This is a genomic window from Streptomyces sp. NPDC048192 (assembly GCF_043202415.1).
Classification (GTDB): Bacteria; Actinomycetota; Actinomycetes; order Streptomycetales; family Streptomycetaceae; genus Streptomyces.
Genome location: NZ_JBIDAL010000011.1, coordinates 225,074 through 248,484 on the forward strand (window position 1 = coordinate 225,074; position 23,411 = coordinate 248,484).

General features: G+C 72.0%; 17 protein-coding genes and 2 pseudogenes. 14 read left to right on the forward strand and 5 right to left on the reverse strand.

Going from position 1 to position 23,411, the window contains the following annotated elements; all coding sequences use genetic code 11:
- The first annotated feature begins 38 nt into the window (after window positions 1-38).
- The 8 genes from ACGFZN_RS25110 to ACGFZN_RS25145 are packed head-to-tail and all read left to right on the forward strand — an operon-like array spanning window position 39 to window position 14,578.
- Complete coding sequence (locus ACGFZN_RS25110; protein WP_393860721.1) at window positions 39-4,988, forward strand: amino acid adenylation domain-containing protein; 4,950 nt, start codon at window positions 39-41, stop codon at window positions 4,986-4,988.
- Window positions 4,985-8,434, forward strand: coding sequence for a beta-ketoacyl synthase N-terminal-like domain-containing protein (locus tag ACGFZN_RS25115; RefSeq protein WP_393860722.1), 3,450 nt, complete (start codon window positions 4,985-4,987; stop codon window positions 8,432-8,434). Before ACGFZN_RS25110 ends, ACGFZN_RS25115 begins: the two co-directional genes overlap by 4 nt.
- Window positions 8,431-10,026 (forward strand): amino acid adenylation domain-containing protein, encoded by a 1,596-nt coding sequence (locus ACGFZN_RS25120; protein ID WP_393860723.1) that lies wholly within the window; start codon window positions 8,431-8,433, stop codon window positions 10,024-10,026. Before ACGFZN_RS25115 ends, ACGFZN_RS25120 begins: the two co-directional genes overlap by 4 nt.
- A 6-nt stretch (window positions 10,027-10,032) precedes the next feature.
- A complete protein-coding gene (locus ACGFZN_RS25125) occupies window positions 10,033-11,304 on the forward strand; it encodes an MFS transporter (protein ID WP_393860724.1) in 1,272 nt (423 codons plus the stop codon).
- 31 nt (window positions 11,305-11,335) lie between these two features.
- On the forward strand, window positions 11,336-12,388 hold the full coding sequence (locus tag ACGFZN_RS25130; protein WP_393860725.1) for a MupA/Atu3671 family FMN-dependent luciferase-like monooxygenase: 1,053 nt from the start codon (window positions 11,336-11,338) through the stop codon (window positions 12,386-12,388).
- A complete protein-coding gene (locus tag ACGFZN_RS25135; protein WP_393860726.1) occupies window positions 12,385-12,936 on the forward strand; it encodes a flavin reductase family protein in 552 nt (183 codons plus the stop codon). Before ACGFZN_RS25130 ends, ACGFZN_RS25135 begins: the two co-directional genes overlap by 4 nt.
- Complete coding sequence (locus ACGFZN_RS25140) at window positions 12,933-13,799, forward strand: ACP S-malonyltransferase (protein WP_393860727.1); 867 nt, start codon at window positions 12,933-12,935, stop codon at window positions 13,797-13,799. The genes ACGFZN_RS25135 and ACGFZN_RS25140 overlap by 4 nt, the downstream gene beginning before the upstream one ends.
- Entirely contained in the window at window positions 13,796-14,578 is a 783-nt protein-coding gene (locus tag ACGFZN_RS25145) for a thioesterase II family protein (RefSeq protein ID WP_393860728.1), read from the forward strand. The genes ACGFZN_RS25140 and ACGFZN_RS25145 overlap by 4 nt, the downstream gene beginning before the upstream one ends.
- A gap of 89 nt (window positions 14,579-14,667) precedes the next feature.
- Here the strand turns inward: ACGFZN_RS25145 and ACGFZN_RS25150 are convergent.
- A pseudogene (locus ACGFZN_RS25150) lies at window positions 14,668-15,104 on the reverse strand (SAM-dependent methyltransferase); the annotation flags it as partial.
- Window positions 15,105-15,211: 107 nt separating this feature from the next.
- Here ACGFZN_RS25150 and ACGFZN_RS25155 point away from each other — a divergent pair.
- From ACGFZN_RS25155 to proS, 5 genes are all read left to right on the forward strand, one after another.
- Complete coding sequence (locus ACGFZN_RS25155; RefSeq protein WP_393860729.1) at window positions 15,212-15,520, forward strand: transposase; 309 nt, start codon at window positions 15,212-15,214, stop codon at window positions 15,518-15,520.
- A complete protein-coding gene (locus ACGFZN_RS25160) occupies window positions 15,517-16,128 on the forward strand; it encodes an IS3 family transposase (protein WP_393860730.1) in 612 nt (203 codons plus the stop codon). The genes ACGFZN_RS25155 and ACGFZN_RS25160 overlap by 4 nt, the downstream gene beginning before the upstream one ends.
- A 22-nt stretch (window positions 16,129-16,150) precedes the next feature.
- Window positions 16,151-16,384: an integrase core domain-containing protein gene (locus ACGFZN_RS25165; RefSeq protein WP_393860731.1), complete on the forward strand. Its 234-nt coding sequence runs from the start codon at window positions 16,151-16,153 to the stop codon at window positions 16,382-16,384.
- Between the two features lie 546 nt (window positions 16,385-16,930).
- Window positions 16,931-17,947 (forward strand): glycoside hydrolase family 11 protein, encoded by a 1,017-nt coding sequence (locus tag ACGFZN_RS25170; RefSeq protein ID WP_393860732.1) that lies wholly within the window; start codon window positions 16,931-16,933, stop codon window positions 17,945-17,947.
- A 430-nt stretch (window positions 17,948-18,377) separates the two neighbouring features.
- Window positions 18,378-19,790, forward strand: a complete 1,413-nt coding sequence (gene proS, locus ACGFZN_RS25175) for a proline--tRNA ligase (RefSeq protein ID WP_393860733.1) — start codon at window positions 18,378-18,380, stop codon at window positions 19,788-19,790.
- A gap of 11 nt (window positions 19,791-19,801) precedes the next feature.
- Here the strand turns inward: proS and ACGFZN_RS25180 are convergent, their stop codons facing one another.
- Window positions 19,802-20,644 (reverse strand): phosphotransferase, encoded by an 843-nt coding sequence (locus ACGFZN_RS25180; protein WP_393860734.1) that lies wholly within the window; start codon window positions 20,642-20,644, stop codon window positions 19,802-19,804.
- A 182-nt stretch (window positions 20,645-20,826) separates the two neighbouring features.
- Here ACGFZN_RS25180 and ACGFZN_RS25185 point away from each other — a divergent pair, with 182 nt between their 5' ends.
- Window positions 20,827-21,321 (forward strand): hypothetical protein, encoded by a 495-nt coding sequence (locus ACGFZN_RS25185; RefSeq protein ID WP_393860799.1) that lies wholly within the window; start codon window positions 20,827-20,829, stop codon window positions 21,319-21,321.
- A 226-nt stretch (window positions 21,322-21,547) separates the two neighbouring features.
- Here ACGFZN_RS25185 and ACGFZN_RS25190 read toward each other — a convergent pair.
- The 3 genes and pseudogenes from ACGFZN_RS25190 to ACGFZN_RS25200 form a co-directional block, all read right to left on the reverse strand.
- A pseudogene (locus ACGFZN_RS25190) lies at window positions 21,548-21,880 on the reverse strand (ISL3 family transposase); the annotation flags it as partial.
- Between the two features lie 247 nt (window positions 21,881-22,127).
- Window positions 22,128-22,643 (reverse strand): transposase, encoded by a 516-nt coding sequence (locus ACGFZN_RS25195; protein WP_393860735.1) that lies wholly within the window; start codon window positions 22,641-22,643, stop codon window positions 22,128-22,130.
- A 328-nt stretch (window positions 22,644-22,971) separates the two neighbouring features.
- The gene (locus ACGFZN_RS25200) at window positions 22,972-23,388 is read right to left on the reverse strand and encodes a winged helix-turn-helix transcriptional regulator (protein ID WP_393860736.1); all 417 of its coding nucleotides are present in this window, start codon (window positions 23,386-23,388) and stop codon (window positions 22,972-22,974) included.
- Between the last annotated feature and the right edge of the window lie 23 nt (window positions 23,389-23,411).

A 23,411-nucleotide genomic window follows, 5' to 3' on the forward strand; every position in this document is an offset into this window, starting at 1 on the left:
CGTACGCCTGCCCGCAGGACCCGCAAGGAGATCCACCCATGGCGCCACCGCGCCCTGTCACACCCGTACCCCGGGCCGCAGACCTCGCCCCGCTGTCGCCCGCGCAGGAACGCCTCTGGTTCATCCACCAGTCGGCCCCCGACTCACCCGTCTACAACGTGCCCCTGCTCACCCGCTGGCACGAGCCCATCGACGTCCCGGCGCTCGCCCGGGCCCTGGAGGCCCTCACCCTCCGGCACGCCGTCCTGCGCACCACCTACGACCTGCGCGACGGCAGACCCGTGCAGGTCGTGCAACCACCGGGCCCGGTCGCGCTGGAGGCGCTGCCGACCAGCGCCCCGGACGCCGGTGAGATCGCGCGGCGGGCCCGCACGCCGTTCGATCTGAGCCGGGAAGAGCCGCTGCGCGCCACCGTCTGGCAGGACCCGGCCGGCGGTCCCGGCACACTGCTGCTGAACATCCATCACATCGCCGTGGACGGCTGGTCCCTGCCCGCCCTCTACGACGGCCTGGCCACCGCCTACGACCGTGCCCTGGCCGGCGCTGCGGACCTCGGCCTGCCCGAACCGCCGCTCAGTTACGCCGACTTCGCCGCCCGTGAAGCACAGACCGCGCACTCGCCACGGCTGGCCGAGCAGATCGCGGCGCGTGCCGAGATTCTCGCCCCGGTGGCGGGCGAGGACCTCACGCTCGGACCCTGCCCGCCACGGCAGCGCGGCGCCGACGAGGACCGGCCGGGCGCGCAGCACCGCTTCACCCTGGACGCCGAACTCGCTGCTGCTGTGGAGCAGTTGTCCCGGCAGCTCAGAGTCACCCCGTTCGTCGTCCTGTTCGCCGCCTTCCAGGCGGTCGTGCAGCGATGGAGCGGCCGGGACCGCTTCCTGCTGGGCACCGTGGCGGCCAACCGCACCGACCCGGCGCTGGAGCATCTCGTCGGCTTCTTCGTGAACACCGTGCCACTGCTGTGCGCCCCACGGCCCGAGGGTAGTTTCGCCGACCTGTGCACCGCCTCGCGCGGCGAGGCGCTTCGTATCCTGGCGCACCAGCGCCTGCCGTTCGACCGGCTGGCCGCCCTGCTCGGGCCCGAGGGCCTCGCCGACATCGGGTTCGTCCTGCAGAACGCCCCCGCACCGACCCGCGGCGGCCGCTGGGCGGCGCCCGAACTGCTGCCGACCGGCACCGCCAAGCAGGACCTGTCCTTCGTCCTGGAGTACGGGCAGGACGGCACCCTCGCCGGCACGGTCGAGTACGCCACCGACCGGTACACCGCCGCCACCGCCCGCTGCCTCGCCGAGTCCTACACCGCCCTGCTCACCGCAGCCCTGGCCCGCCCTGAAGCGCCGCTGAAGGCACTCCCGGTCACCGTGCGCGGCGCGGACGGCCTGCCGTACGGCGTCCTGGTGGGCGCCGATCCCGAGCCGTATCCGGCCGACACGGTCACCGGGGCGCTGGAGCGGGCGCTGGCCTGCGCCGACCCCGGCGCGGTCGCCGTCGAGTGCGCGGGAACCACCCTGACCTGGGGGGAACTGGCCCACTGGTCGGGCGCGGTGGCAGCCCGGCTGCGGGCCCTGGGGGCCGGGCGGGGCAGTGTCGTTCCCGTGCTGGCGGCGCGCGGCCCGGCCCTGGTCGCCGCCTGGGTGGGCACCTTGCGCGCCGGTGCGGCCTTCGCCCCGCTGGCCATGGAGACGCCCGCGGCACGCATCGCCCACATCCTCGAACGCACCGCCGCCCGCACCGCGCTCGTCTGCGCCGAGGGCGCCCGGCTCCTGGACGGCCTCGGTACCACCGTCACCCGCCAGGGCCTGGAGGAACTGCGGTCGCTGCCGCACACGTTCACCCCGCCGGCCGACGGGCCCGGTCCGGACGATCCGGCGGCCGTCATTCACACCTCGGGTACCAGCGGCCGCCCCAAGGGCGTCGTGCTGCCCCACCGGGGTCTGCTCGCCACCGCGCTGTGGTGGGGCCGCGACTGCGGCCTGGGCCCGGACGACCGGCTGCTGCTCACCGCGGGCACCGCCTTCGACCCGGCCGCCTACAACGTGGTCCAGTCCCTGCTCGCCGGTGCCCGGCTGGTCCTCGCCGACGACGTCGAGCGGCGGGACCCGCGCGCCCTGCTGCGCCTGGTACGCGGCCCGCGGGGCGCCACGGTGGCCGGTTCGGTGACCCCCAGCCTGCTGCACGCCATGCTGGAATCCGACCCCGCACCGGGCGAGGGCACCACACTGCGGATCCTGTACTGCGGGGGCGAGGCGCTGCCGCGCCGGCTGGCAGCCGACTGCGCCCGGCGCTGGGGCACCGGGGTCGTCAACGTGTACGGCCCCACCGAGGCCTCCTGCAACAGCACGTACGAACGCGTCGACCCCGCCGACGAGCGGGCACCGGCCATCGGCGTGCCGCTGCCCGGCATGCGCGCCTATCTCCTGGGCCCGCAGGGTGAGGAGCTGCCCCCGGGTGTCCCGGGCGAGCTGTACGTCGCGGGGCCCGGCGTGGCCCTCGGCTATCTCCGTGACCCCGCGCAGACCAGCGCCGCGTTCCTGCCGGACCCGCATGCCGCCCGCTTCAATGCGGGCCCCGACGCCCGGATGTACCGCACCGGGGATCTCGTCACGCTCCGCGAGGACAGCCGGCTGGTCTACCTGGGGCGCGTGGACGACCAGATGAAGATCCTCGGCAACCGGATCGAGCCCGGCGAGGTCACCCGGCTCCTCGAGGAGCACCCCGCCGTCTCGGCTGCCGCGGTCACCGCCGCGGGGACGCCCCCGGCCCTCGTCGCCTACGTGGAACTGGCCGGGCAGGCCACCGAACGGCTGCCCAGCCGTGAGGACCTGGTCCGCCCGCTGCTGCGCTGGCTGCCGCCGGCCGTCGTGCCCGCCGAGGTGTACGCCGTCGAGCACATGCCGCGCACCGTGAACGACAAGGTCGACTTCGCGGCCCTCGCCGCCCTGCGCGAGCGCCCGCTGCCCCGTGCCGCCGCTCTGGACCCCGCCGGACTCACCCCGGCGCAGCGGCGAGCCGCACAGCTGATGGCAGACGTGCTGTCCGCAGGGGAAGCCGGGCGGGACACAGCCGATGGGGCGCCGCTGACCGCCGACGCCGACTTCTTCACCGTGGGCGGCCATTCGCTGCTCGCCGTACGGATCGTCGCCGAGGCCGAACGGCGGCACGGCAGGACCGTACCGTTGCGCGCGTTCCTGTCCGATCCCACCGTGGCGGGCCTCGCCCGGGCCCTGGAGGCCGCCGAGGCCGCCCCCACCGGCGGCGACAGCGGCCCGGGTGCAGCCGTCGACGAGCACGCCGAGCATCCCGCGAGCCCCGTGCAGCAGCGCATGTGGTTCATGGACCGCGTCGGCGCCCTGCGCACCGCCTACCTCGCACCCGGAGTCGTCGAGATCACCGGTCCGGTCGATCGCCCCGCCCTGCGCGAGGCGTTCGCCCGGGCCCTGGCCCGCCATCCCGCGCTGCGCTCCCGGTTCCGCCTCGACACCAAGGCGCGTCGCGTTCTGTACCGCACCGACGGCTCGCCGCCACAGGTCGTCCTGACGGACGGCACCACCTGGGACTCGGCCGAACGCGAGGACCGGCTCGGCGCGTTGTGCTGGACGCCCTTCGACCTGGCGGCCGATGCGCCGGCGCGGGGAGCGGTCGTCGCTGTGGCGCCGGAGCGGACCCTGCTGGTGCACGCCGTCCATCACATCGTCTCCGACGGCTGGTCGCTCGGTCTGGTCCTGTCCGACGTGGCGGCGCTGTACCGCTGCCTGACCACCGGTGCGCCCGCCGAGCTGCCCGAGCCGGGGCATCCGGCGGCCGTCCCGGAACCGGCGGCCGACTCCGCCGAGGAACCGGTGGCCGCGCTGCGCGACGCTCCGACCGACATCGAGCTGCCGCACGACCGGCCCCGGACCAGGACCCAGAGCATCGAGGCGGACCTGTGCGAGACCGCGCTCGCCCCTGCGCAGGCCGACCGGCTGCGGGAGCTGGCGGGTGAGCTGCGCTGTACGACGTTCATGGTGGCCACCGCGCTGCTCGGGGCCGCGCTGGCCCGGCGGGGCGGTCAACGCGACTTCCTGTTCGCGTTCCCCTGGGCGGCCCGCGACGGCGCCGACCGGGCCCGTACCGTCGGCATGTTCGTCAACACCCTGGTCGTCCGCGCCGACCTGCGCTCCAACCCGAGCTGGCGCGAGCTCCTCGGCCGGGTGCGGGAGTCGGCCCTGACCGCCTACCGTCACGCCGGCACCCCGTTCGACGCGCTCGCCGCGGCGCTGCATCCCGCCCGCGATCTCAGCCGGCCCGCCGTCACCCCGGTCTACCTCACCGCGACGGACGGACCGCCCGTCCCGCCGGCCCTCGACGCGCGCACCCGGAGCCGGTATCTGACGCCTCCGCGGCTGAAGGCCAAGTACGAGCTGGAGCTGACCGTCACCGGCGGTCCCGGCCGCTTCGACCTCTCCCTCACCTACCTGACGGCCCTGTTCGACCGCGGCACCGCCGAGGGGCTGCTCACCGATCTGGCGCACGCCGCCGCCGACCTCATCGACGACTTGGAGAATCCCGTGCTCACCCACTCCCGGCCCACCCCCGAAACCGACCTCGCCGACCAGGTGGCCGCCGTGTGGTCCGAGGTGCTCGACGGCGCCGGCGTGGCCGGTGACGTCAACTTCTTCGACGCGGGCGGCGATTCGCTGCTGCTGATGGTCCTCATGGAACGGCTGTCCGAACTCACCGGCCGGGAGCTGGAGGCCGCCGACCTCTTCGAGCACAGCACGATCGACGCCCAGGTCGCCTTCCTGGGCGGCGCCGCCGCGGCATCCGTCACCGTGCCTCCCGCCGAGGCCGCGCCGGGCACCGTGCCCCCCGCCGAGCCGGGCTCCGCGCCGCTCGGCCGCCGAGGCCTCGGCGCCCTGATCGCCCGCGGCCGTGGTACCGGTGGCACCTCCGGCACGGACAGCGCCGCCGGTGACGCCGGGCGCCCGCAGGAGGGTTCGGTATGAGCGACGGTGCGATCGCCGTCATCGGCGTCGGCTGCCGTTTCCCGGACGCGTGGAACCCTCGCGCGTACTGGACGAACATCGCCGAAGGCCGCGTTTCCATCCGTGATCTGGACCCGGCGGCGCTGCGGGCGGCCGGTGTCGCCCAGGAGAGCCTGGACTCGCCCGAGTACGTGGCCCGGGCCGCCGGCATTCCGGGCGCCGCCGACTTCGCCGCGGACTTCTTCGGCTACTCCTCCGCCGAGGCCGCCGCCACAGACCCGCAGCAGCGCATCTTCCTCGAAGTGTGCTGGCAGGCCCTGGAATCCGCCGGCCACGCACCCACCGCCGGCCGCCTGGTGACCGGTGTCTTCGCCGGGGGCAGCCCCAGCACCTACATGGCGGCCCTGCAGGTCTCCCGGGCCTTTTCCGAGGGGGTGACGGGCGCCGTCGACGACATCGCCCTGCACCTCGGCGGGCTCGGTGACTTCCTGCCCTCGCGCGTCGCCTACAAGCTGGGGCTGCGCGGTCCGTCGATCGGTGTGCAGACCGCCTGCTCCTCCTCGCTGACGGCCGTGCACTACGCCGTGCTGAGCCTGCTGGCCGGCGAGTGCGACATGGCGCTCGCGGGCGGCGCCTCGGTGAACGAGCCCCTGCTCGGCTACCGCCACCATGCGGGCGGACTGCAGTCCGCGGACGGTTACTGCCGCCCCTTCGACGCCCGTTCCACCGGCACCTCCTTCAGTTCCGGCGTCGGGGTCGTGGTGCTGCGCCGGCTCGCCGACGCGCTACGCGACGGCGACCCCGTCCTCGCCGTCGTGCACGGCACCGCCGTCGGCAACGACGGCTCGGCCCGCTCCGGTTTCACCGCACCCAGTCCCGCCGGCCTCGCGAACGTGGTCGCGGCCGCCCTGGACGTGGCGGGCGTCCGCGCCGACCAACTGCGCTACACCGAGGCGCACGGTTCCGGCACCCCGCTCGGTGACCAGATCGAACTGCGCGGACTCACCGCCGGTCTGCGGACGCACGGCGCGGCGTCCGCCGGTTTCTGCCGGCTCGGCTCGGTGAAGGCGAACATCGGGCACGCCGGGCCCGCGGCCGGGATCGCCGGCCTCATCAAGGCCGTCGAAGTGGCCCGGACCGGCGTCCTGCCGCCCCACCCGCTCTTCGAACGGCCCCGCAGTCCCGGCGTGCTCGCCGAGAGCCCGTTCCGGATCAGCGCCGAGGCCGGCGACGTCCCCCCGGACACGGCGTATGTGCTGGTCAACTCGATGGGCCTGGGCGGCACGAACGCCACGGCCGTCCTCGGACCGCCGCCCGCGCCGAACCGCCCGCCGGCCCCGAAGCGGGAAACCGTACGTCTGCTGCTGACTGCCCGCACCCATGACGAACTCGACGCGGTGGCCCAGGAGTTGGCCGAAGCGCTGACGCAGTCCGACGCCCCGGATCTGGCCGACGCCGCGCACACGCTGCGCGTGGGACGGGCGAGCCTGCCGTGCCGTCGGGTGGTCGACGTACCCGGGGACGATCCGTGGGCCGCTGCCGCGGCACTGCAGGTGCCCGCGCCCGCGGCCCTCGTCGCGGTGCTGCGCAAGGTCCTGCTGGTACCGCCCTCCGACGCCCCGGACCTGCCGGTCCCCGCGGCGCTCACGGCCGCGCTGCGCGGCCGTACCGAGATCCTCGCCCCGGGCCGCGCGGTGCCCGACGGCCGGTTCGCCATCCTCCTCGGACACGGCAAGCCGGCCGAGGACCGCCACGTCCTGCCCCTGGATCCGGCCGGTGACACGGACCGGCAGGCCGCACGGGTCGAGGACGCCGTCGTGGCGGCGTGGCTGCACGGCGCCGAGGTGGACTTCGAGGCGCTGGCCGGACCGCGCGGACGCCGGGTGCCGCTGCCGGCCTACCCCTTCACCCGGACCCGGCACTGGGCCCTGGACACCCTGCCGCCCCTGGCCGCCCCGCCCGCGCCGGCCGCCGAGCCGGCCCCGGCCCCGTTCACCACGGACACGGCGCCTCCGCCGGGCGCCGACCCCGTCGAGACCGAGCTGCTCTCGGTGTGGCGGCGGTTGATCGGCCATGCCGGGCTCGGCCTGGACGACCCCTTCGGTGCCCTCGGCGGCGACTCGCTCACCGCCCTGCGCCTGGAGGGCGCCGTGCACAAGGCGTTCGGCGTCGACGTCGACCTCTACCGGGCGGGCGGTGCCGAGGCGACCGTACGCCGGATGGCGGAACTCGTCCGCGGCGCCCGCACCGGCACTCCCGGCACCCGGGCCGAGTCCACCGGCACCCGAGCCGGCGCCGCTGACGCCCTCGGGGCCGACCTCGCCCTCGACCTCGGCCCCCTGCGGCCCGCCGGCTCCCGGCCTGCCGCCACGGACACGTTGCTGACCTCGGCCACCGGCTTCCTGGACACCTTCGTCCTGCACGAGCTGCTGCGCCGCGGCGGTGGACGGGTCCACTGCGTCGTACCCTGCGACGACGAGAGCGAGGGCCGCGCGCTGCTGCGGGAGCGGGCCCTGGCCTGCGCCCTGCCCGCCCCCGATCCCGACCGGGTCTCCGTGCTGCCCGCGGGCCCCGACGGCAGCCGCGACTGGACCGTTCACCACCCGCGGCTGGCCGAGCGCATCGCCGGGGTCGTGCACACTCCGGCGCCGTTCACCCTCACCGGTCCCTACGACGCCGTACGGGAGGACACCGTTGTGGTCCTGGCCCGTGTGCTGCGCTGGATGCGCCGCCACGGAGTCGACGACCTCGCCCTGATCTCCACCCTGGGCGCCTGTGGCTCCGCGCTCGGCGCCGACGCCCGTATCGAGGAGAGCAGACAGCAGCCGCTGCGACCCGGTATGCCCGGCGGCGCGGTCGCCGCATGGGTGGGCGAGCGCCTCGCCGAGCGCGCCGAGCAGGACGGCATGCGGGTACGGGTCTTCCGCACCGGGGTGCTCCTTGGGGCGCGCTCCACCGGGGCCTGCGATCCCGACCACCCGCTGTGGCGGCTGCTGGCCGGCGCGCTCGCGGTCGGCGTCCACCCCGGGGACGAGCGGCCCCTCGCGGTCAGCCCGGTCGATCTCGCGGCACGCGCCATCGCCGACCTGTCCCACTCTCCCGGCTCGGAGGGACGCGCCTACCACCTGGTGGGTGAGGAGACCGTGTCCGCCGCGCGGCTGTGCGACCTGCTCACCGAGGCGGGCCGGCCCATCCTGCCGGTGCCCGAACGCCGTTGGCAGCGCCAGGTCGCCCTGCACGCCCTGGACCGCGAGAACGAGGTCCTCGACCCGCTCGCGCCCCGCGGCCTGACCCGGCTGGTCCTCGGCGCGCCCGGCGTCGAGGCCCAGGCCTGGCGGCCCTGGCTGCACGCCGGGGACCACGACCCCGCCCCCACCTCCCACACTCTTCTGACCAGCCTGGAGTTCGCAGCAGCCCGCAGGGCCGGCTACGCCGAACTCCTCGGTACCGCCCAAGGATCCCGATGACCGAGCAGAACCACCTTGCCCTCGCGGACCTCACCCTGTACGACTGGTTCGCCCGTTCCCTGTCGGCGGGGCCGGACGCACCCGCCCTCGAGGTGCGCGGACGCGGCTACAGCTACGCCGAACTCGACGACCGTGCCCGAGCCGTCGCCGCCGCCCTGCTGCGGACCAACGGCGGCACGGCGCCCGCCCGGATCGCCCTGCTGGCCTCCCGCACCCTGACCGCGTTCGCGGGCTATCTGGCCGCACAGCGGCTCGGCGCCACCGTCACCCCGCTCAACCCCGGCTACCCGGCCGCCCGCAACCGTGCGGTACGCCGGCTGGCCCGCACCGACGTCCTGCTCGCCGACGAACCGGGCTCCGCCCAGCTCACCGATGAGACTCCCGAGGTGCAGGTGCTGCGCCTGACGGACGAGGAGACCGCGGCCCTGCCCGCCGGCCCCGCTCTGCCGGTACCGGCGAGCGGTCCGGACGACGTGGCCTACGTGCTGTTCACGTCCGGCTCCACCGGCCGCCCCAAGGGCGTGCCCATCAGGCACCGCAATCTGTCGCCCTACATCGCCCACAACATCGAGCGGTTCGGGATCGGCCCCGGCTGCCGCGTCTCGCACACCTTCGACCTCACCTTCGACCCGTCCGTCTTCGACCTGTTCGTCACCTGGGGCGGCGGCGCGACCCTGGTGGTGCCGCAACGCACTGAGCTGCTCGAACCGATCCGCTACGTCGAAGAACGGCAGATCACGCACTGGTTCTCGGTGCCCTCCGCGGTCTCCGTCGCCGCGAGCCTCGGCAAGCTGCCGGCCGGGCGGGCCACCGCGCTGCGGTACGGCGTCTTCATCGGCGAGCAGCTGACCTACCGCCAGGCCGAGCTGTGGGCGCGGGCGGCTCCGAAGGCGCGTATCGAGAATGTCTACGGGCCAACCGAACTCACCGTCGCCTGCACCGAGTTCCGTCTCCCCGAGGCCCCTGCCGACTGGCCCGCCACCAGCAACGGCACCGTGCCCATCGGGCCCGTCTACCCCTTCCTGGAGCATGTCGTCCTGGGTGAGGACGGGCGGCCCGCCGACGAGGGCGAGCTGTGCGTGCGCGGCCCCCAGCGCTTCGACGGCTATCTCGATCCGGCGGACGACCGGGGCCGTTTCCTCGCCTACGACCCCGCCGACGGCCGTCCCGCCGAGGTGTACCAGGGGCAGGAGCCTCTGACGGCGCGGCACTGGTACCGGACCGGTGACCGGGTGCGCCTGGAGCAGGGCACCCTGGTCCACCTCGGCCGGCTGGACAACCAGGTCAAGGTGCGCGGCTACCGCATCGAACTCGGCGAGATCGAGGCCGCGCTGCGCCACCATCCCGCGGTGGCCGACGCCGTGGTGCTGGCCGTGCCGGGCCCGGAGGAGACCGAACTCGTCGCCTGTCTGACCGGCGAGCCCGTCAAGCCGACCGACCTGATGCTGTGGCTGCGCCGACGGGTGCCCGTGCACATGGTGCCCCGCAGGTATGAGCACGTCGCCGCGCTCCCGCTGAACCCCAACGGCAAGACCGACCGGCCGGCCCTGGTCCAGCGGTACAGCGCCAGCGTGTCCGAAGGGGTCGGGTGACCACCGATGCGCCTCTTGCTGTCCCGTAGCTGGAACGCCGTCAGGCCGCCGTCGCTCGTGGTGCGGGTGCTGGCGGTCAGCAACCTGGCCCGCACCGTCGCCAACGGCTTCCTGCTCTCCGTCACCGTGCTGTTCTTCATGCGCGCCGTCGGCATCGACGCCGGACGTGTCGGTCTGGGGATGACCGTCGCCGCCGTCCTCGCCATGCTGGTCAGCATCCCGGCCGGCCAGCTCTCCGACCGGCTCGGCTCGCGCACCACCTCGGTCGCCTTCGGCGTCGCCCAGGGCATTGCCGTCGGCGCCTACGCGCTGGCCGGCGGGTTCACCGGGTTCCTGGTGGTCGTCGCCCTGTCGGCGATCGCCGACGCCGGTGGGGCGGCCGCGCGAGGGGCGCTCATCGCCGAGGCCCTGCAGCCCGCCGAGCGTGTGCGGGCCCGCGCCTACCTGCAGTCCGTCATCAACATCGGACTGTCGCTGGGCACGCTGGGCGGCGGTGTCGCGCTGGCCGCCGACTCCGGCACGCTGTACCGCTGGCTGCTCGCGGCGGCCGGCGCCCTGTTCGTGACGGCGGGACTGCTGTGCCTGCCGCTGCCCGCGGTCCGCGCCGCAGCGGCGGCGCCGGGCCGGGCCCGCGGTCATGTGCTCAGCGACGTCCCGTTCGTCGCGATCGCCGTGCTCAACGCCGTGCTCGTCCTCGGCACCGACGCCCTGCTCACCGTGACCCTGCCCATCTGGATCACCGAGCGCACCGACGCGCCCGTCTCCCTGTACGCCGGGCTGATCTTCGTCAACACCGCGATGTGCGTGCTCTTCCAGGTCCGGATGAGCAGGGGCACCGAGGACGTGCCCGGCGGCGGGCGGGCCATGCGCCGCTCGGGAGTCCTCCTCGCGGTGTGCTGTGCCTGTTTCGCGCTGTCGGCCGGACAGCCGGCCTGGGTCGCGGCGGTGTGCCTCGTGGCCGGCGCGGTGGTGCACGTGTGCGGCGAGATGCTGCACTCGGCGGGTTCCTGGGCTCTGTCCTACGAGCTGGCCCCGCCCGACGGGCACGGCCAGTACCAGGGGATGGTCAACCTCGCCCAGCGCGTCGGCGGCGCCGTCACCCCGGCCCTGACGACCACCGTGATCATCGGCTGGGGCCGGCCGGGCTGGCTGGTGTTCGGCGCGCTGCTGCTGGCCGGCGGACTCGCCACCCCCGCCGTGGCCCGCTGGGCCGAGCGCACCCGTCACGTCCCACCGGCAGAGCGGCCGGAGCCGGCGTCCGCCGCCGTGTCGCCCTGAGCCGCGCTCCCCGTACCCGAGAAGGATCCCGATGGACTTCAGCCTGTTCTACTTCGGCAACGACAGCACCACGTCCGACGACGGCAACCGTTACGAACTCGTCCTGGAGGGCGCTCGGTTCGCCGACCGGAACGACTTCACCGCCGTGTGGACGCCCGAACGTCACTTCCACCCCTTCGGCGGCCTCTACCCCAACCCCGCCGTCACCTCGGCCGCCGTCGCCGCCGTCACCAGCCGGGTCGCCATCCGCGCCGGCAGTGTCGTCGCACCGTTGCACCATCCGCTGCGGATCGCCGAGGAGTGGGCGGTGGTGGACCAGATCTCCGGTGGCCGGGTGGGCCTCGCCCTCGCCTCCGGCTGGCACGCGGCCGACTTCGCCCTGCGCCCGGAGAACTACGCCGGACGGCGCCAGGTACTGCTCGACACCCTCCGACAGGTCCGCGAGCTGTGGGGCGGCGCCGAGATGGAGGTGACGGACGGCACCGGCGCCCCGTGCCGGGTGCGCTCCTATCCGCGCCCCGTCCAGCGGGACCTGCCGGTGTGGATCACCAGCGCGGGCGGCGTCGACACCTTCCGCAGCGCCGGGGCCCTGGGCGCCGGGGTACTGACCCATCTTCTCGGACAGGACATCGACGACCTGGCCGGAAAGATCGCCGCCTACCGGGAGGCGTTCGCCGCACGCCCGGACGCGGCGGGCGGCACCGGCCATGTCACCGTGATGGTCCACACCTACCTCGATCACGACGAGGACACGACCCGCGCTCTCGTCCGCGCCCCCCTGACCGCGTATCTGCGCACGTCGGTCGGATTGCTGCTCGGCTCCCAGGCGCACGGCAGCGCCCGCCGCCTCGACCCGGCGAAGCTCCGCGACCGGGACCTTGACTTCCTGGCCGCCCGTGCTTTCGACCGCTACTACGACGACGGTGCCCTCCTCGGCACCGTCCCCAAGGCCGCGCGTGTCGTCGAACGGCTCGCTGCCCTCGGCGTGGACGAGATCGCCTGCCTCATCGACTTCGGGCTGCCCACCAAGACCGTCCTGGACGGCCTGCACACGCTGGACGAGCTGCGGAGGCTGACCGCATGACCACCCGGACCCCGCTGCCGGCCGGACCGCCCACGCGCACAGCGACCGAAAAGGATCCGGACCGGCGCTTCCGGCGCGCCGCGGCCCGCTTCCCCACCGGTGTCACCGTCGTGACGGCCCTGGCCGCCGACGGCCAGCCGCACGGCACCACGGTCAACTCCTTCACCACCGTCTCGCTCGACCCCCGCCTGATTCTGATCGCTCTCGGCCGCCGGTCCCGACTGCACGAGGTGATCCTCGCAGGGTCGGACTTCGCCGTGAGCGTGCTGGCCGGCACCCAGCAGGAGGACGCCCGTCGGTTCGCTGATCCGGCCCGGCCCCCGGGCGCCGCCGGATTCGCGGGTCGCGCCTGGCGCCCGGCCACGCACTGTGGCGCACCGGTCCTGCTGGATGCCGTCGCCTACTTCGACTGCGCGGTGCACGCGGCCCATCCCACGGGCGACCACACCCTCCTCGTGGGCCGCGTCCAGGACTTCGGCGTCCTCGGTCACACCCCCGCCCTGCTCTTCGCCGACAGCCGCCTCGGTCCCGTGAAGGAGTTGCCGTGACCTGCGTCCATCTGTTCCCCGGCCAGGGGTCTCAGCGCGTCGGCATGGGAGGCGCGGCCCTCTTCGACCGCTTCCCGGAGCAGGTGGCCGAGGCGGACGACATCCTCGGCTTCTCGGTCCGCGAACTCTGCCTGACCGACCCGGAACGGCGGCTCGGCCGCACCGAGTTCACCCAGCCGGCCGTGTACGTCGTGGGGGCCCTCGGGTACGCGACGGCCCGCGCCGACGGCCTGCCCGCCCCGGACGCCGCCGCCGGCCACAGCCTCGGGGAGATCACCGCCCTGCACACGGCCGGTGTGCTCGGCTTCGGCGACGGGCTGCGGCTGGTCGTCGCCCGGGCCCGTGCCATGGCCCGGGTCACCGACGGCGCCATGGCCGCGGTGCTCGGCATGGACGAGGCCGTCATCCGGCTGCTGCTGCGCCGGGCGGGGCTGGAGGCGGTGGAGGTGGCGAACCTGAACACGGCCGACCAGACGGTGGTGGCCGGGCCCGCGGCCAAGGTGGAGTCGGCCTCCGCGCTCCTCAGCGAGGCGGGTGCCACGGCGGTCCGCCGCCTCGATGTCTCGGGCCCTTTCCACACCAGCCACATGAGCGCGGCGGCACGGGAGTTCGCCGGGTTCCTTGACGGTTTCCCGCTCGCCGAGCCGGCCTTCCCTGTCTACGCCAACCGCACCGCACAGCCGTACACCCACGCCGACCTCCCCCGCCTGCTGGCCGAACAGATCGACCACCCCGTGCTGTGGCACCGCACGGTCCGGACGCTGCTGGCCGCGGACCCGGACACCGAGTTCGTGGAAATCGGCGGTGGCACCGTACTCACCCGCATGATCCGCGCCCTGCGCAGGGAAAGGCCCCTTCGATGACCACCGCGCTGTCCGCCGTGATCCGCCCCCGCCCGGTCGACGACCCGGCGCTGCGCCTGTTCGTCCTGCACCACGCGGGCGGCTCCCACCTCGCGTACACCGGCTGGGTGCCGCACTTCCCCGACGACTGGGACGTGTGCCTGGTCGAGGCGCCGGGGCGCGGCCCGCTCAGCTCGGTGCCCCTGTGCACCAGCGTGCCAGAACTGGCCGCCTACCTCCTGACGGACCTGCGCCCGTACCTGGACGCGCCGTTCGCCTTCTTCGGTCACAGCCTGGGCGCCCTGACCGCTTACGAGACGACACTCCAGCTGCGCGAACAGAACCTGACCGGTCCGGCATGGCTCGGCCTGTCCGCGTGCGAGGCCCCCTTCAGCGAGCAGCCCGTCTTCGGGGGCGCCCCGTTGCACACCCTGCCCGGCGCCGAACTGAGGGTGGCACTGCACTCCATGGGGGGACTGCCGCGGCCCATCCTGGAGGACGACGACGTGTGGGCCATCTACGAACCCCGGCTGCGCGCCGACTTCCGCATGGTGGAGACCTGGCGGCCGCGCCCCTCCAACCGCTCACGCATTGCCGTGCCCTGCTCGCTGTTCGGTGGCCTGGACGACCACGTGGTCAGCAGGGAACAACTGCTCGCCTGGGCAGAGGGCACGGACGACCTGCTGGGCGAGCACTTTTTTCCGGGAGCGCATTTCTACTGGGACGGGCAGGTCCCGGCGGTGGCGGCGCAGATCGTGGAGGAGGTGGACGCCGCGGTACCGGGGCTGGTCGCCTGGTGAACGGGGCTGGGATGCGGACGACGCCTCTCAACGACTGGTGCGTTAGCTGCGTGCGGACGCCCGGCGGGAGAATCGCGAAGGGCGTGCGGTCAGACGATCCGGCCCACTCCACCGAACGCGATCCACTCGTGGGTGAGCAGGCGCGGCGCGACCTCGGTGTCCGGGCGCCAGGTGGAGACCTCCGCCAGGCCGGGCTCCAGGACCTCCAGCCCCTCGAAGAGTTCGGCGACGTCCTTCTCTTCGCGCACGCGGCCCCAGTGGCCCTGCGTGGCCTGGTCCATGAAGTCGGTGACGAAGGTGCGCACCTCGGGGTCTCCGCTGACCAGCTGGTACACCACCAGGAAGCTGCCGGCACGAGGCGCCGCGCGATCCGGCGGGCCACCGCGAGCGGCCCGTCGGTGCCGCTGTCTGGGATGCAGTGGAAGACGGAGTTGAACAGCACGGCGACGGGCTCGGAGAAGTCGGTCAGGCGCCGTGTGTCGGGGTGGCCGAAGATCTTGTCCGTGTCGCGCAGGCCGGCGTGGAGGTGGAGCAGGCAGCAACTCGAGACCGCCGAACGGGAGGACTGGGCTTGATCCGCTTTGACGGACATCGAAGATCAGGGGCTTCGGTCCCAGAAGGATGATGTCCATCATGGAGAGCACGGGGAAGAAGAAGCCGCGTCCTCGCCGCTCGTTCACGCCGGAGTTCAAGGCCGAGATCGTCGAGTTGTGCCGACGCGGGGACCGCTCGGTCGGCCAGGTCGCCAAGGACTTCGACCTGACCGAGACCGCGGTGCGTGACTGGGTCGAGCAGGCCGAGGTCGATGCCGGTGAGCGCGATGGCCTGACCAGCAGCGAGCGCGAAGAACTGGCCCAGCTTCGGCGGGAGAACCGCCGGCTGCGGGAGGACGTGGAGATCCTCAAGCGGGCCACGGCTTTCTTCGCGAAGGAGACCCGGTGACGGTGCACCCGTTCATCGAGGCGGAGAAGCAGGCAGGTCACAGCGTCAAGCGCGCGTGTGAACTGCTCAAGGTCTCCCGTGCCGCCTTCTACGCCCGCCGCGCCAGCACCCCCGGGCCCCGGGCCGTGCAGGACGCGGAGCTCACCGAGCAGATCACCACGGTCCACGCCCGGTCCAATGGCACCTACGGAGCCCCGCGCAGCCACGCCGTCCTCAAGCGTGAGGGGACGAGCTGCGGCCGCAGACGCATCGCCCGGCTGATGCGGGCCGCCGGGCTCGCCGGCCGGCACCGTAGACGACGACACCGCACCACGATCCCCGACCCGCACCCGGCCACCCGCCCGGACCTGGTCCTGCGCGACTTCCGGCCCGACCCGACCGCGGTCGGCACCCGCTGGTGCGGCGACATCACCTACATCCCCACCGACGAGGGCTGGCTCTACCTGGCCACCGTCATCGACATCGCCTCCCGACGGGTGGTCGGCTGGGCCACCGCCGACCACCCGCGCACCGAACTGGTCGCCGACGCACTGCGAGCCGCCTGCCACCAGTGCCGCCCCGCAGGTTCCGTGATCTTCCACTCCGTCCGGGCAATACACCAGCCATGAACTCGCCCTGCTGGCAGACCACTTGGGTGTCAGGCTATCCGTTGGCCGCACCGGCCAGTGCTGGGACAACGCGCTGGCCGAGTCGTTCTTCGCCACCCTCAAGAACGAACTCAACGACGACCGCCCCTGGCCGAGCCGGGCCGCCGCCCACACCGCGATCTTCGAGTGGATCGAGGGCTGGTACAACTTGCACCGACTGCACAGCAGCCTCGGCTACCGCAGTCCTGCCGCCTACGAGGCCGCCTCAGCGGCCTGACCACCACACCGATGGTGTCCGTCAAAGCGGAACAAGCTCAGAGCTCGGCCATGGAGCCTGTGCCGACTCCGATCACGCTGACGTCGTTCGGCTACCTCCACGTGCCGACCGACGCCCCGCGCCGCCCACCGCCGACCGCATCACGTTGCCGCGCTGCAACGACCGGAGCTCGTGACGAAAGTTTCGGTATCAGAGGAGCGTCTGCTGTTCCGTTCAAATCTGCCTACATTCATAGTAGTTGATCGTCGGAAACGGTTGAGTAGCAAGATGTCTCCTCTGAACAGGTGCTATACCTTCGCCTGCGGACTGTCTGCCGCTAGAACGTTTCGAAACTTCTACCGAAACTGTTGACACCCGGGGGTGGCGGTCCAAACTGTTCGCCAGCGCCGGTGCTCAGTCGCCGGCGATCCGGGCCGCAGGCTGACCCGGTTTCCGGCCGCATTGCTGTTGGCGGCCGGAAGTGTCATGCCCATGCCCTGGGCGACGGTGACGGCCACGGGGCGATGGCGCGCGGCACCCCCACCCCCGCACGAGGAGGAACACTCCATGAAGACGCTGACTCACGAGAAGCGCCGCAGACGCGGCCTCGTGGCCGCCCTCCGAGGGCTTGTTGCCACGGCGGCAGCGGTCGTGGTGGCCTTCGCGCTGCCCGGCGCGGCCCAGGCCGACACGACCATCAGCTCGAACAGCACCGGTACCAACAACGGCTACTTCTACTCGTTCTGGGAGCAGTCCAGCGGCGCCACCATGACCCTGGGGTCGGGCGGAAACTACAGCCTGACCTGGAACACGGGCTCGCAGAACGTCGTCGCCGGCAAGGGCTGGAACCCGGGCAACTCCGCCAACCCCGTCACCTACTCGGGCACATGGAACTGCAACGGCAACTGCTACCTGTCGCTGTACGGCTGGTTCCAGAACCCGCTGGTCGAGTGGTACATCGTCGACAACTACGGCAGCTACAACCCGAGCACGGGCGCGACCAAGCTGGGCTCGGTCAGCAGCGACGGCAGCACGTACGACCTGTACAAGACGACCCGTACCAACGCTCCGTCCATCGAGGGCAACAACTCGACGTTCGACCAGTACTGGGCGATCCGCCAGGCCAAGCGCACCGGCGGCACCATCACCGTGTCGAACATCTTCAACGCCTGGAAGAGCCACGGTCTGACCCTCGGCACCCCTAACTACGAGATCCTGGCCACCGAGGGCTACCAGAGCAGCGGCAGCTCCAACATCACCGTCGGCAGCAGCAGCGGCGGGAGCACCGGTGGCGGCACCACTCCGCCTCCGAGCGGTGGCGGCTGCACCGTGAACGTCACGGCCGGTGACTCCTGGAGCGACCGGTACAACCTCAACGTCTCGGTCTCCGGCTCCAGCGCCTGGAAGGTGACAGCCAACGTCCCGTACCCCGAGAAGGTCAGCGCGACCTGGAACGTCAACGCGTCCTACCCCGACGCTCAGACGCTTGTCGCCACGCCCAACGGCAACGGCAACAACTGGGGCCTGACGATCATGAAGAACGGCAGCACCACCTGGCCGACGTTCTCCTGCAGCACCAGCTGAACCACCGCTGCTGCGCCGTTGAACCGGCAATGACCGATGCGGCAGCGAGGGGTGGGTGCCGGGACACCGCTACCCACCCCTTCGCGCGCGGCTTAACGCTCGGAGGGGGGCTTGTTGGTGTATCGAGGGCTTGCTGGCCTGGTGTGTTGTGGGTTCGTTGAGAGTGGCGCCGGGGGGCGCCGCGGCTGTGCCGGCCCGTGCGCAAGAGACGTTGGCCAACCCCGATGCGCTCTACGCCGGTTGTGTGATTCCGGCTGTGGCGGCTGGGGTAGCCTGTCGGCCGTGTTCGTGGCGTTCCCGCCGCGCCGCCTGCGGCGGGGCGCCACGTACTGCGCGAGGCCATCGGTGACGAACTGGACCGGCCGGTGTCCTGACGTGTGGGAAGTAATCGGTTCGCGTCTTGGTGGAGCCGCCTCCTACGCTGCGCGTCATGGCAAAAGCACCCGTTCTCACACCCCAGGCGGACGACTTCCCCCGCTGGTACCAGGACCTGGTCAGCAAGGCCGAACTGGCCGACAACGGGCCGGTGCGCGGCACCATGGTCATCAGACCGTACGGATACGGCCTGTGGGAGCGGATGCAGCAGGAGGTGGACGCCCGGATCAAGGCGGCCGGCGCGCAGAACGCGTACTTTCCGCTCTTCATCCCGCAGTCGTACCTGACGAAGGAGGCCGAGCACGTCGAGGGCTTCGCGCCCGAACTGGCCGTAGTCACTCATGGCGGCGGCAAGGAGCTGGAAGAGCCCGTCGTCGTCCGCCCCACGTCTGAGACGATCGTCAACGAATACTTCTCCAAGTGGGTGCAGAGCTACCGCGACCTTCCGCTGTTGATCAACCAGTGGGCGAACGTGGTCCGCTGGGAGCTGAGGCCGCGGGTGTTCCTTCGTACGACGGAATTCCTGTGGCAGGAAGGCCACACGGCACACGCCACCTACGAGGACGCCCGGGACTACGCCGCACACATCCACCAGGAGGTGTACGCCGACTTCTTGGAGAACGTCCTCGCCATGGATGTCGTACCGGGTCGCAAGACGGTCAGGGAGCGGTTCGCCGGCGCGATCAACACGCTCACCCTGGAAGGCATGATGGGCGACGGCAAGGCCCTCCAGCTGACCACAAGCCACGAACTGGGCCAGAACTTCGCCAAGGCGTTCCAGACGCGCTACCTGTCGAAGGACGGCCGTGAGGAATACGTCTGGCAGACGTCGTGGGGTTCGACGACCCGGATGGTCGGCGCACTGGTGATGATGCATGGCGACGATGACGGCCTTCGCATCCCGCCGCGTCTGGCCCCGGTGCAGGTGGTCATCGTGGCCGTCAAGGGCGACGACGCGGTCCTGGACACGGTCCGCGGGATCGGTGACCGGCTGAAGGCGGCTGGTATCCGCGTACACGTCGACGACCGCATCGACACGCCGTTCGGCCGCCGCGCGGTCGACTGGGAGCTCAAGGGGGTGCCCGTACGCATCGAGGTCGGACCACGTGACGTGGAGAACGGGACTGCCGTGCTGGTCCGCCGCGTAGCGGGAAGCAAGGAGCCGATGCCGATCGGAGCACTGTCGGAGATCCTGCCCACGGTGCTGGAGGACGACCAGGCGCTTCTGCTGGCGCAGGCCCGTAAGCGTCGCAACGACCGCACCGTCGAGGTGACCACGGTCGAGGAGGCTGCGGAGGCGGCGAGCACCGGCTGGGCGCGCATTGCCTGGGAAACGCTGGGCGTGGAGGGTGAGGCCAAGCTCGCCGAACAGGGCGTCACCGTGCGGTGCCTGGTCGCCGCAGACGGCTCCGTTCCCGGGAGCGACGACCAGCCTGGCAACATCGCCGTCGTGGCACGCGCCTACTGACCCTCTCGAGTTCAGCCCAGTTCGCAGCGATCGAGTGCAGCACGAACCCGGTTGAGCCCCTCCACTCTCCAGCGGTCCCGGTCGGGCATCTGGTCATTTCGGCGCCAGCGCCAGGCCGAGAACATCGCCCAGTTCAGGGCGCGGCACTGGTGAATGAGGTCGTGGTCAGCCCCCGGATAGTGCTTTCCCACGTCCTCAGGGGCATGGGCGAGGTCGAACTCAATGGGCCCACGGCAGCACGTGGCGAGGTCTACGAACAGTGGGCCTCTCTTCGTGTTCAGGAGGTTGCCCGGATGCGGCTCGCCGTGCAACAGCTGGTCGCCGGCCTTCCCGATGCTGGCTGCGGCGCTGAGGCCACTGAGTGTGTTGCTGAGGAATTCCCGGTCAGCATCGGGCAGTTCAGGGGACTGCTCGCGGTCGTTCACTTCGCTCAGCGCCCCAGCGACTCGATCGGTGAAATGCGGTGCGTCCAGATCGATCTGCCGCAGAGCGGCGTGGTGCTGCATGAGTACGTCTGCGTAGTCGGCCGGCGCGATCTGTGATCCCACAGGCTCGTAGTAGGTCCAGAGCGAGATGACGAAGGCATCACGCACATGGACTCGGGGCTCGACCCGAGGCTCAGGCTCAGCCACCGGAGCGCCGACGTCGGCGAGACGGCGAGCAACCTCTACTTCGAACTCAGAAGCAGCCAGATGCTCGTAAGGCGCGACCCGAGCCAGAACACCGCACGGGATCAGGCGCAGCACGACGCGGTCCGAGTTGTGGATGACGATCACATCGTCGACCTGGAAGCCCAGCTCCGAAGCGGTTGCCCGGCCTGCCTCAACTGCGCGACGGAGTTCCAGCGGCTCCATACCGTGCTCCCTCATTTCCGGGCCCACGAAGGGCCCGGGTCGAGGGTAGTTGAGCGCATCATCGGTCATTACCGGTTCGACGAGTTGTCGGTGCGCGCCGTCGGCGAGGCGTACGAGAACAGGTGGAACAACACCGGTCACCTGTTCACCGGCTCGGCGCCCGCCCGGCCGCCGCACCGACCGTGGCCGTCGAGGCAGAGCGGCCGGTACGCGAAGGGTGGACCGACCCAACTGCCGATCGGGGTAAGCCTGCAGCGCCGAGCACGGTCGCCGACGACGCGATCGCCGACGCCGACGCCACGCTGCGCCGCATCCGAGGCGAGATCGACGACGCGACCGGCGACCGCGACCCCGATCTCGAAGCGCAGGCGCGGGTGATCTTCGAGCACGGCGGGTTCGGGTTCACGCCGCCCGACCTCGGCGCCACGATCGCCGACGCGCAGGGCGGTGAACGTGAGGACCCGCGTCGGCCGATCGTGTTCGAGATCGTGCGCGGCGCCGGCCCGGACGGGATCGGGCCCGAGGCGATCCGCGATGTGATCGCCCGCCTGCACCCCGACCTTGAAGTGCCGCATGCCGCCACGATCGGCAAGTGGCTCGGCGCCGACCCGCGTGTGCACAAGCCGAAGTACGGCCGGTACGCCGTACGCCCCTCGAAGGGAGAAACCCCGTCATGAACCACACCGCCCGCCGCCGCACCGCGTTCGTGATCTGCAACCTCGCCGACCTGATCCCCGTGTGCGCGCTGCTCGCGCTCGTCGTCCTGGTCGCCGCCTGCCCCAGGAGTAGGGCTACGAAGATGACGCGGTGGCGGAGCAGCGGGACTCCCGCGCGTCCGGCCATGAGCCGCTTCTGGAGCTTCAGATCGGTGATGCGGCCCTCGTTGACACCGGAGTTGAACGGGGTGGTGATGCCTTGCACGACAGCCGCCTGGTACTCCCGGAGGGCCTTGGCCAGGCTGGCCAGTGCGGGAAGACGGGAGGTTGCGAGTTGGTCGAGCCAGTCCGGTAGCGGGTTGGCGTCGCGACTTTCGAGCATGGCGGCGAACTGACGCGCCAGGTCGTGGGTTCGGTGCAGCTCCGGGCAGTGCCCGAACAGCCGGCGCAGTGCCTCGGCTGCGTGCACGCTGCGGCGGGACGGCGTCATGGCGATCCACCGGGCGACTTCCCGGGGCGAGGGCGGCCGTTCGCGCGGGGTGCCGATCGGCAGGCCGCGCCGCAGCGACGCGATGGCCATCTTGACCCGTTGGTAGTGGCCGCGGTAGCCCTTGGCGACGATCTCTGGTGCAGCACCGCCGCGGTGTGCTCGCCTTCCTCCCACCGCTTCCGAAGGTAGTCCAGATATGGATCAAGGCTGGTGGCTCGGCGTGTCCGGGTGCGCCGAACGCAATCCTGCCAGGTGGCGGCCCGGGCGTATTTGCCCACGGTGCGCCGGTTCAGGACCAGCTCGCGGGCTGCGGCGCTGAGCGAGAGTCCGGTGTCGGTCACCGCGTGCACCGCCTCGAACAGGCGCTTCGCGTGGCGGCGGGCTGGGGTGTCGGCTGGTCGGACGGTTCGGCCGGGGTCGCTGGTGGCGGTGCCGGTTCGGGCTCTGGAACTGCGGCGGGCAGGCAGCCGCGGTGGGCGGCGGCGATGGCCGCGATTCGCTTCGACAGCCCCTGCCACAGATGGAAGCGGTCGCTGACCTGCACCGCGTTCGGGGCACGGTCGGCGATGCCTTGGCGGTAGACCAGCGAGCCGTCCCGGCAGCCCACCTTGACGCCGGGGAGCGTCCGCAGCCAGGCGGCCAGCTGCTCGGCGTCGCGCCCGGCCCACAGCTCGATCGGCAAGCCGACAGCGACATCGGCCAGCGTGCGGCCATAGCGACTGTGGACCCGCGCAGAACCGCGACCGCAGTCCGGACACGCCACTGTCACCTCGCGGGTGCAGGCGCTGATGCGAACCACGCCGCCCGCCACCCACACTCGTTCCACCCGCACCGCATCGAGGTGCGGAGACATGATCTGTACGAGGTCATCACACTCGCTGACAGTGCCGCCATCCGTGACGGAGCGTCACCGGCGCACGGTGGCACACCCCAGCTTCACGGAAATCTTGCCAGGGCCACGTTCACTTGTACGCGGACACGCCTATATCCGATCGTCGGCCTGTTCTTCGGAGCCATGCTCTGGCTCGGCGTCGCGGATGGGTGCGTGCTCACACGCTGAGCTTGTTCTCCCACCTCGCTCTCACTTACGGATCCACCGCCAGACCCGTCACGGGACCCATCAGACACTCCCAGCGACCTTGCTCATCGCCGACCTGGTCGGCCGTGGACCAGCCCTGCGCTCAGAGCGAACGGTCGAATGCGTCCTGATCGAGCTGAATCTGTGGCATGTGCATCTCCGCCCACTCTCGCAACTGTGACAGGGGTTGTGCCAACGACTTTCCGCGCGCGGTGAGCCCGTAGAACACCCGTGGCGGAACGGAAGGCTCGACCCGGCGGGTGACGAGGCCATCCCGCTCGAGCGACCTCAGGGTCTGCGTCAGCATCTTCTGGGAGATCCCGGTCAGGGCTCGCTTGAGTTCGGCGAAACGAAGTTCGCCATCGGTCTGGTCGAGGGTCAGGACGAGCATTGTCGTCCATTTCGTGCCGACCCGGTCGAGCAGCTGCCTGGTGGGGCAGGCTGCATCGAAGAGGTCGCCGCGGTGAGGGGTTACCCCGAGGTGACCAGGGTTCCGGGAAGTGCCTCCTTGAACGTCCACGGTCGGTCTCCTATGTTCGCCTG

Excerpts from the sequence above, each read along its gene's own strand:
- ACGFZN_RS25110 (WP_393860721.1), top strand. The coding sequence starts at position 39 with ATGGCGCCACCGCGCCCTGTCACACCCGTACCCCGGGCCGCAGACCTC.
- ACGFZN_RS25115 (WP_393860722.1), top strand. The coding sequence starts at position 4,985 with ATGAGCGACGGTGCGATCGCCGTCATCGGCGTCGGCTGCCGTTTCCCG.
- ACGFZN_RS25120 (WP_393860723.1), top strand. The coding sequence starts at position 8,431 with ATGACCGAGCAGAACCACCTTGCCCTCGCGGACCTCACCCTGTACGAC.
- ACGFZN_RS25125 (WP_393860724.1), top strand. The coding sequence starts at position 10,033 with ATGCGCCTCTTGCTGTCCCGTAGCTGGAACGCCGTCAGGCCGCCGTCG.
- ACGFZN_RS25130 (WP_393860725.1), top strand. The coding sequence starts at position 11,336 with ATGGACTTCAGCCTGTTCTACTTCGGCAACGACAGCACCACGTCCGAC.
- ACGFZN_RS25135 (WP_393860726.1), top strand. The coding sequence starts at position 12,385 with ATGACCACCCGGACCCCGCTGCCGGCCGGACCGCCCACGCGCACAGCG.
- ACGFZN_RS25145 (WP_393860728.1), top strand. The coding sequence starts at position 13,796 with ATGACCACCGCGCTGTCCGCCGTGATCCGCCCCCGCCCGGTCGACGAC.
- ACGFZN_RS25155 (WP_393860729.1), top strand. The coding sequence starts at position 15,212 with ATGGAGAGCACGGGGAAGAAGAAGCCGCGTCCTCGCCGCTCGTTCACG.
- ACGFZN_RS25170 (WP_393860732.1), top strand. The coding sequence starts at position 16,931 with ATGAAGACGCTGACTCACGAGAAGCGCCGCAGACGCGGCCTCGTGGCC.
- proS (WP_393860733.1), top strand. The coding sequence starts at position 18,378 with ATGGCAAAAGCACCCGTTCTCACACCCCAGGCGGACGACTTCCCCCGC.
- ACGFZN_RS25180 (WP_393860734.1), bottom strand. The coding sequence starts at position 20,644 with ATGGAGCCGCTGGAACTCCGTCGCGCAGTTGAGGCAGGCCGGGCAACC.
- ACGFZN_RS25195 (WP_393860735.1), bottom strand. The coding sequence starts at position 22,643 with ATGTCTCCGCACCTCGATGCGGTGCGGGTGGAACGAGTGTGGGTGGCG.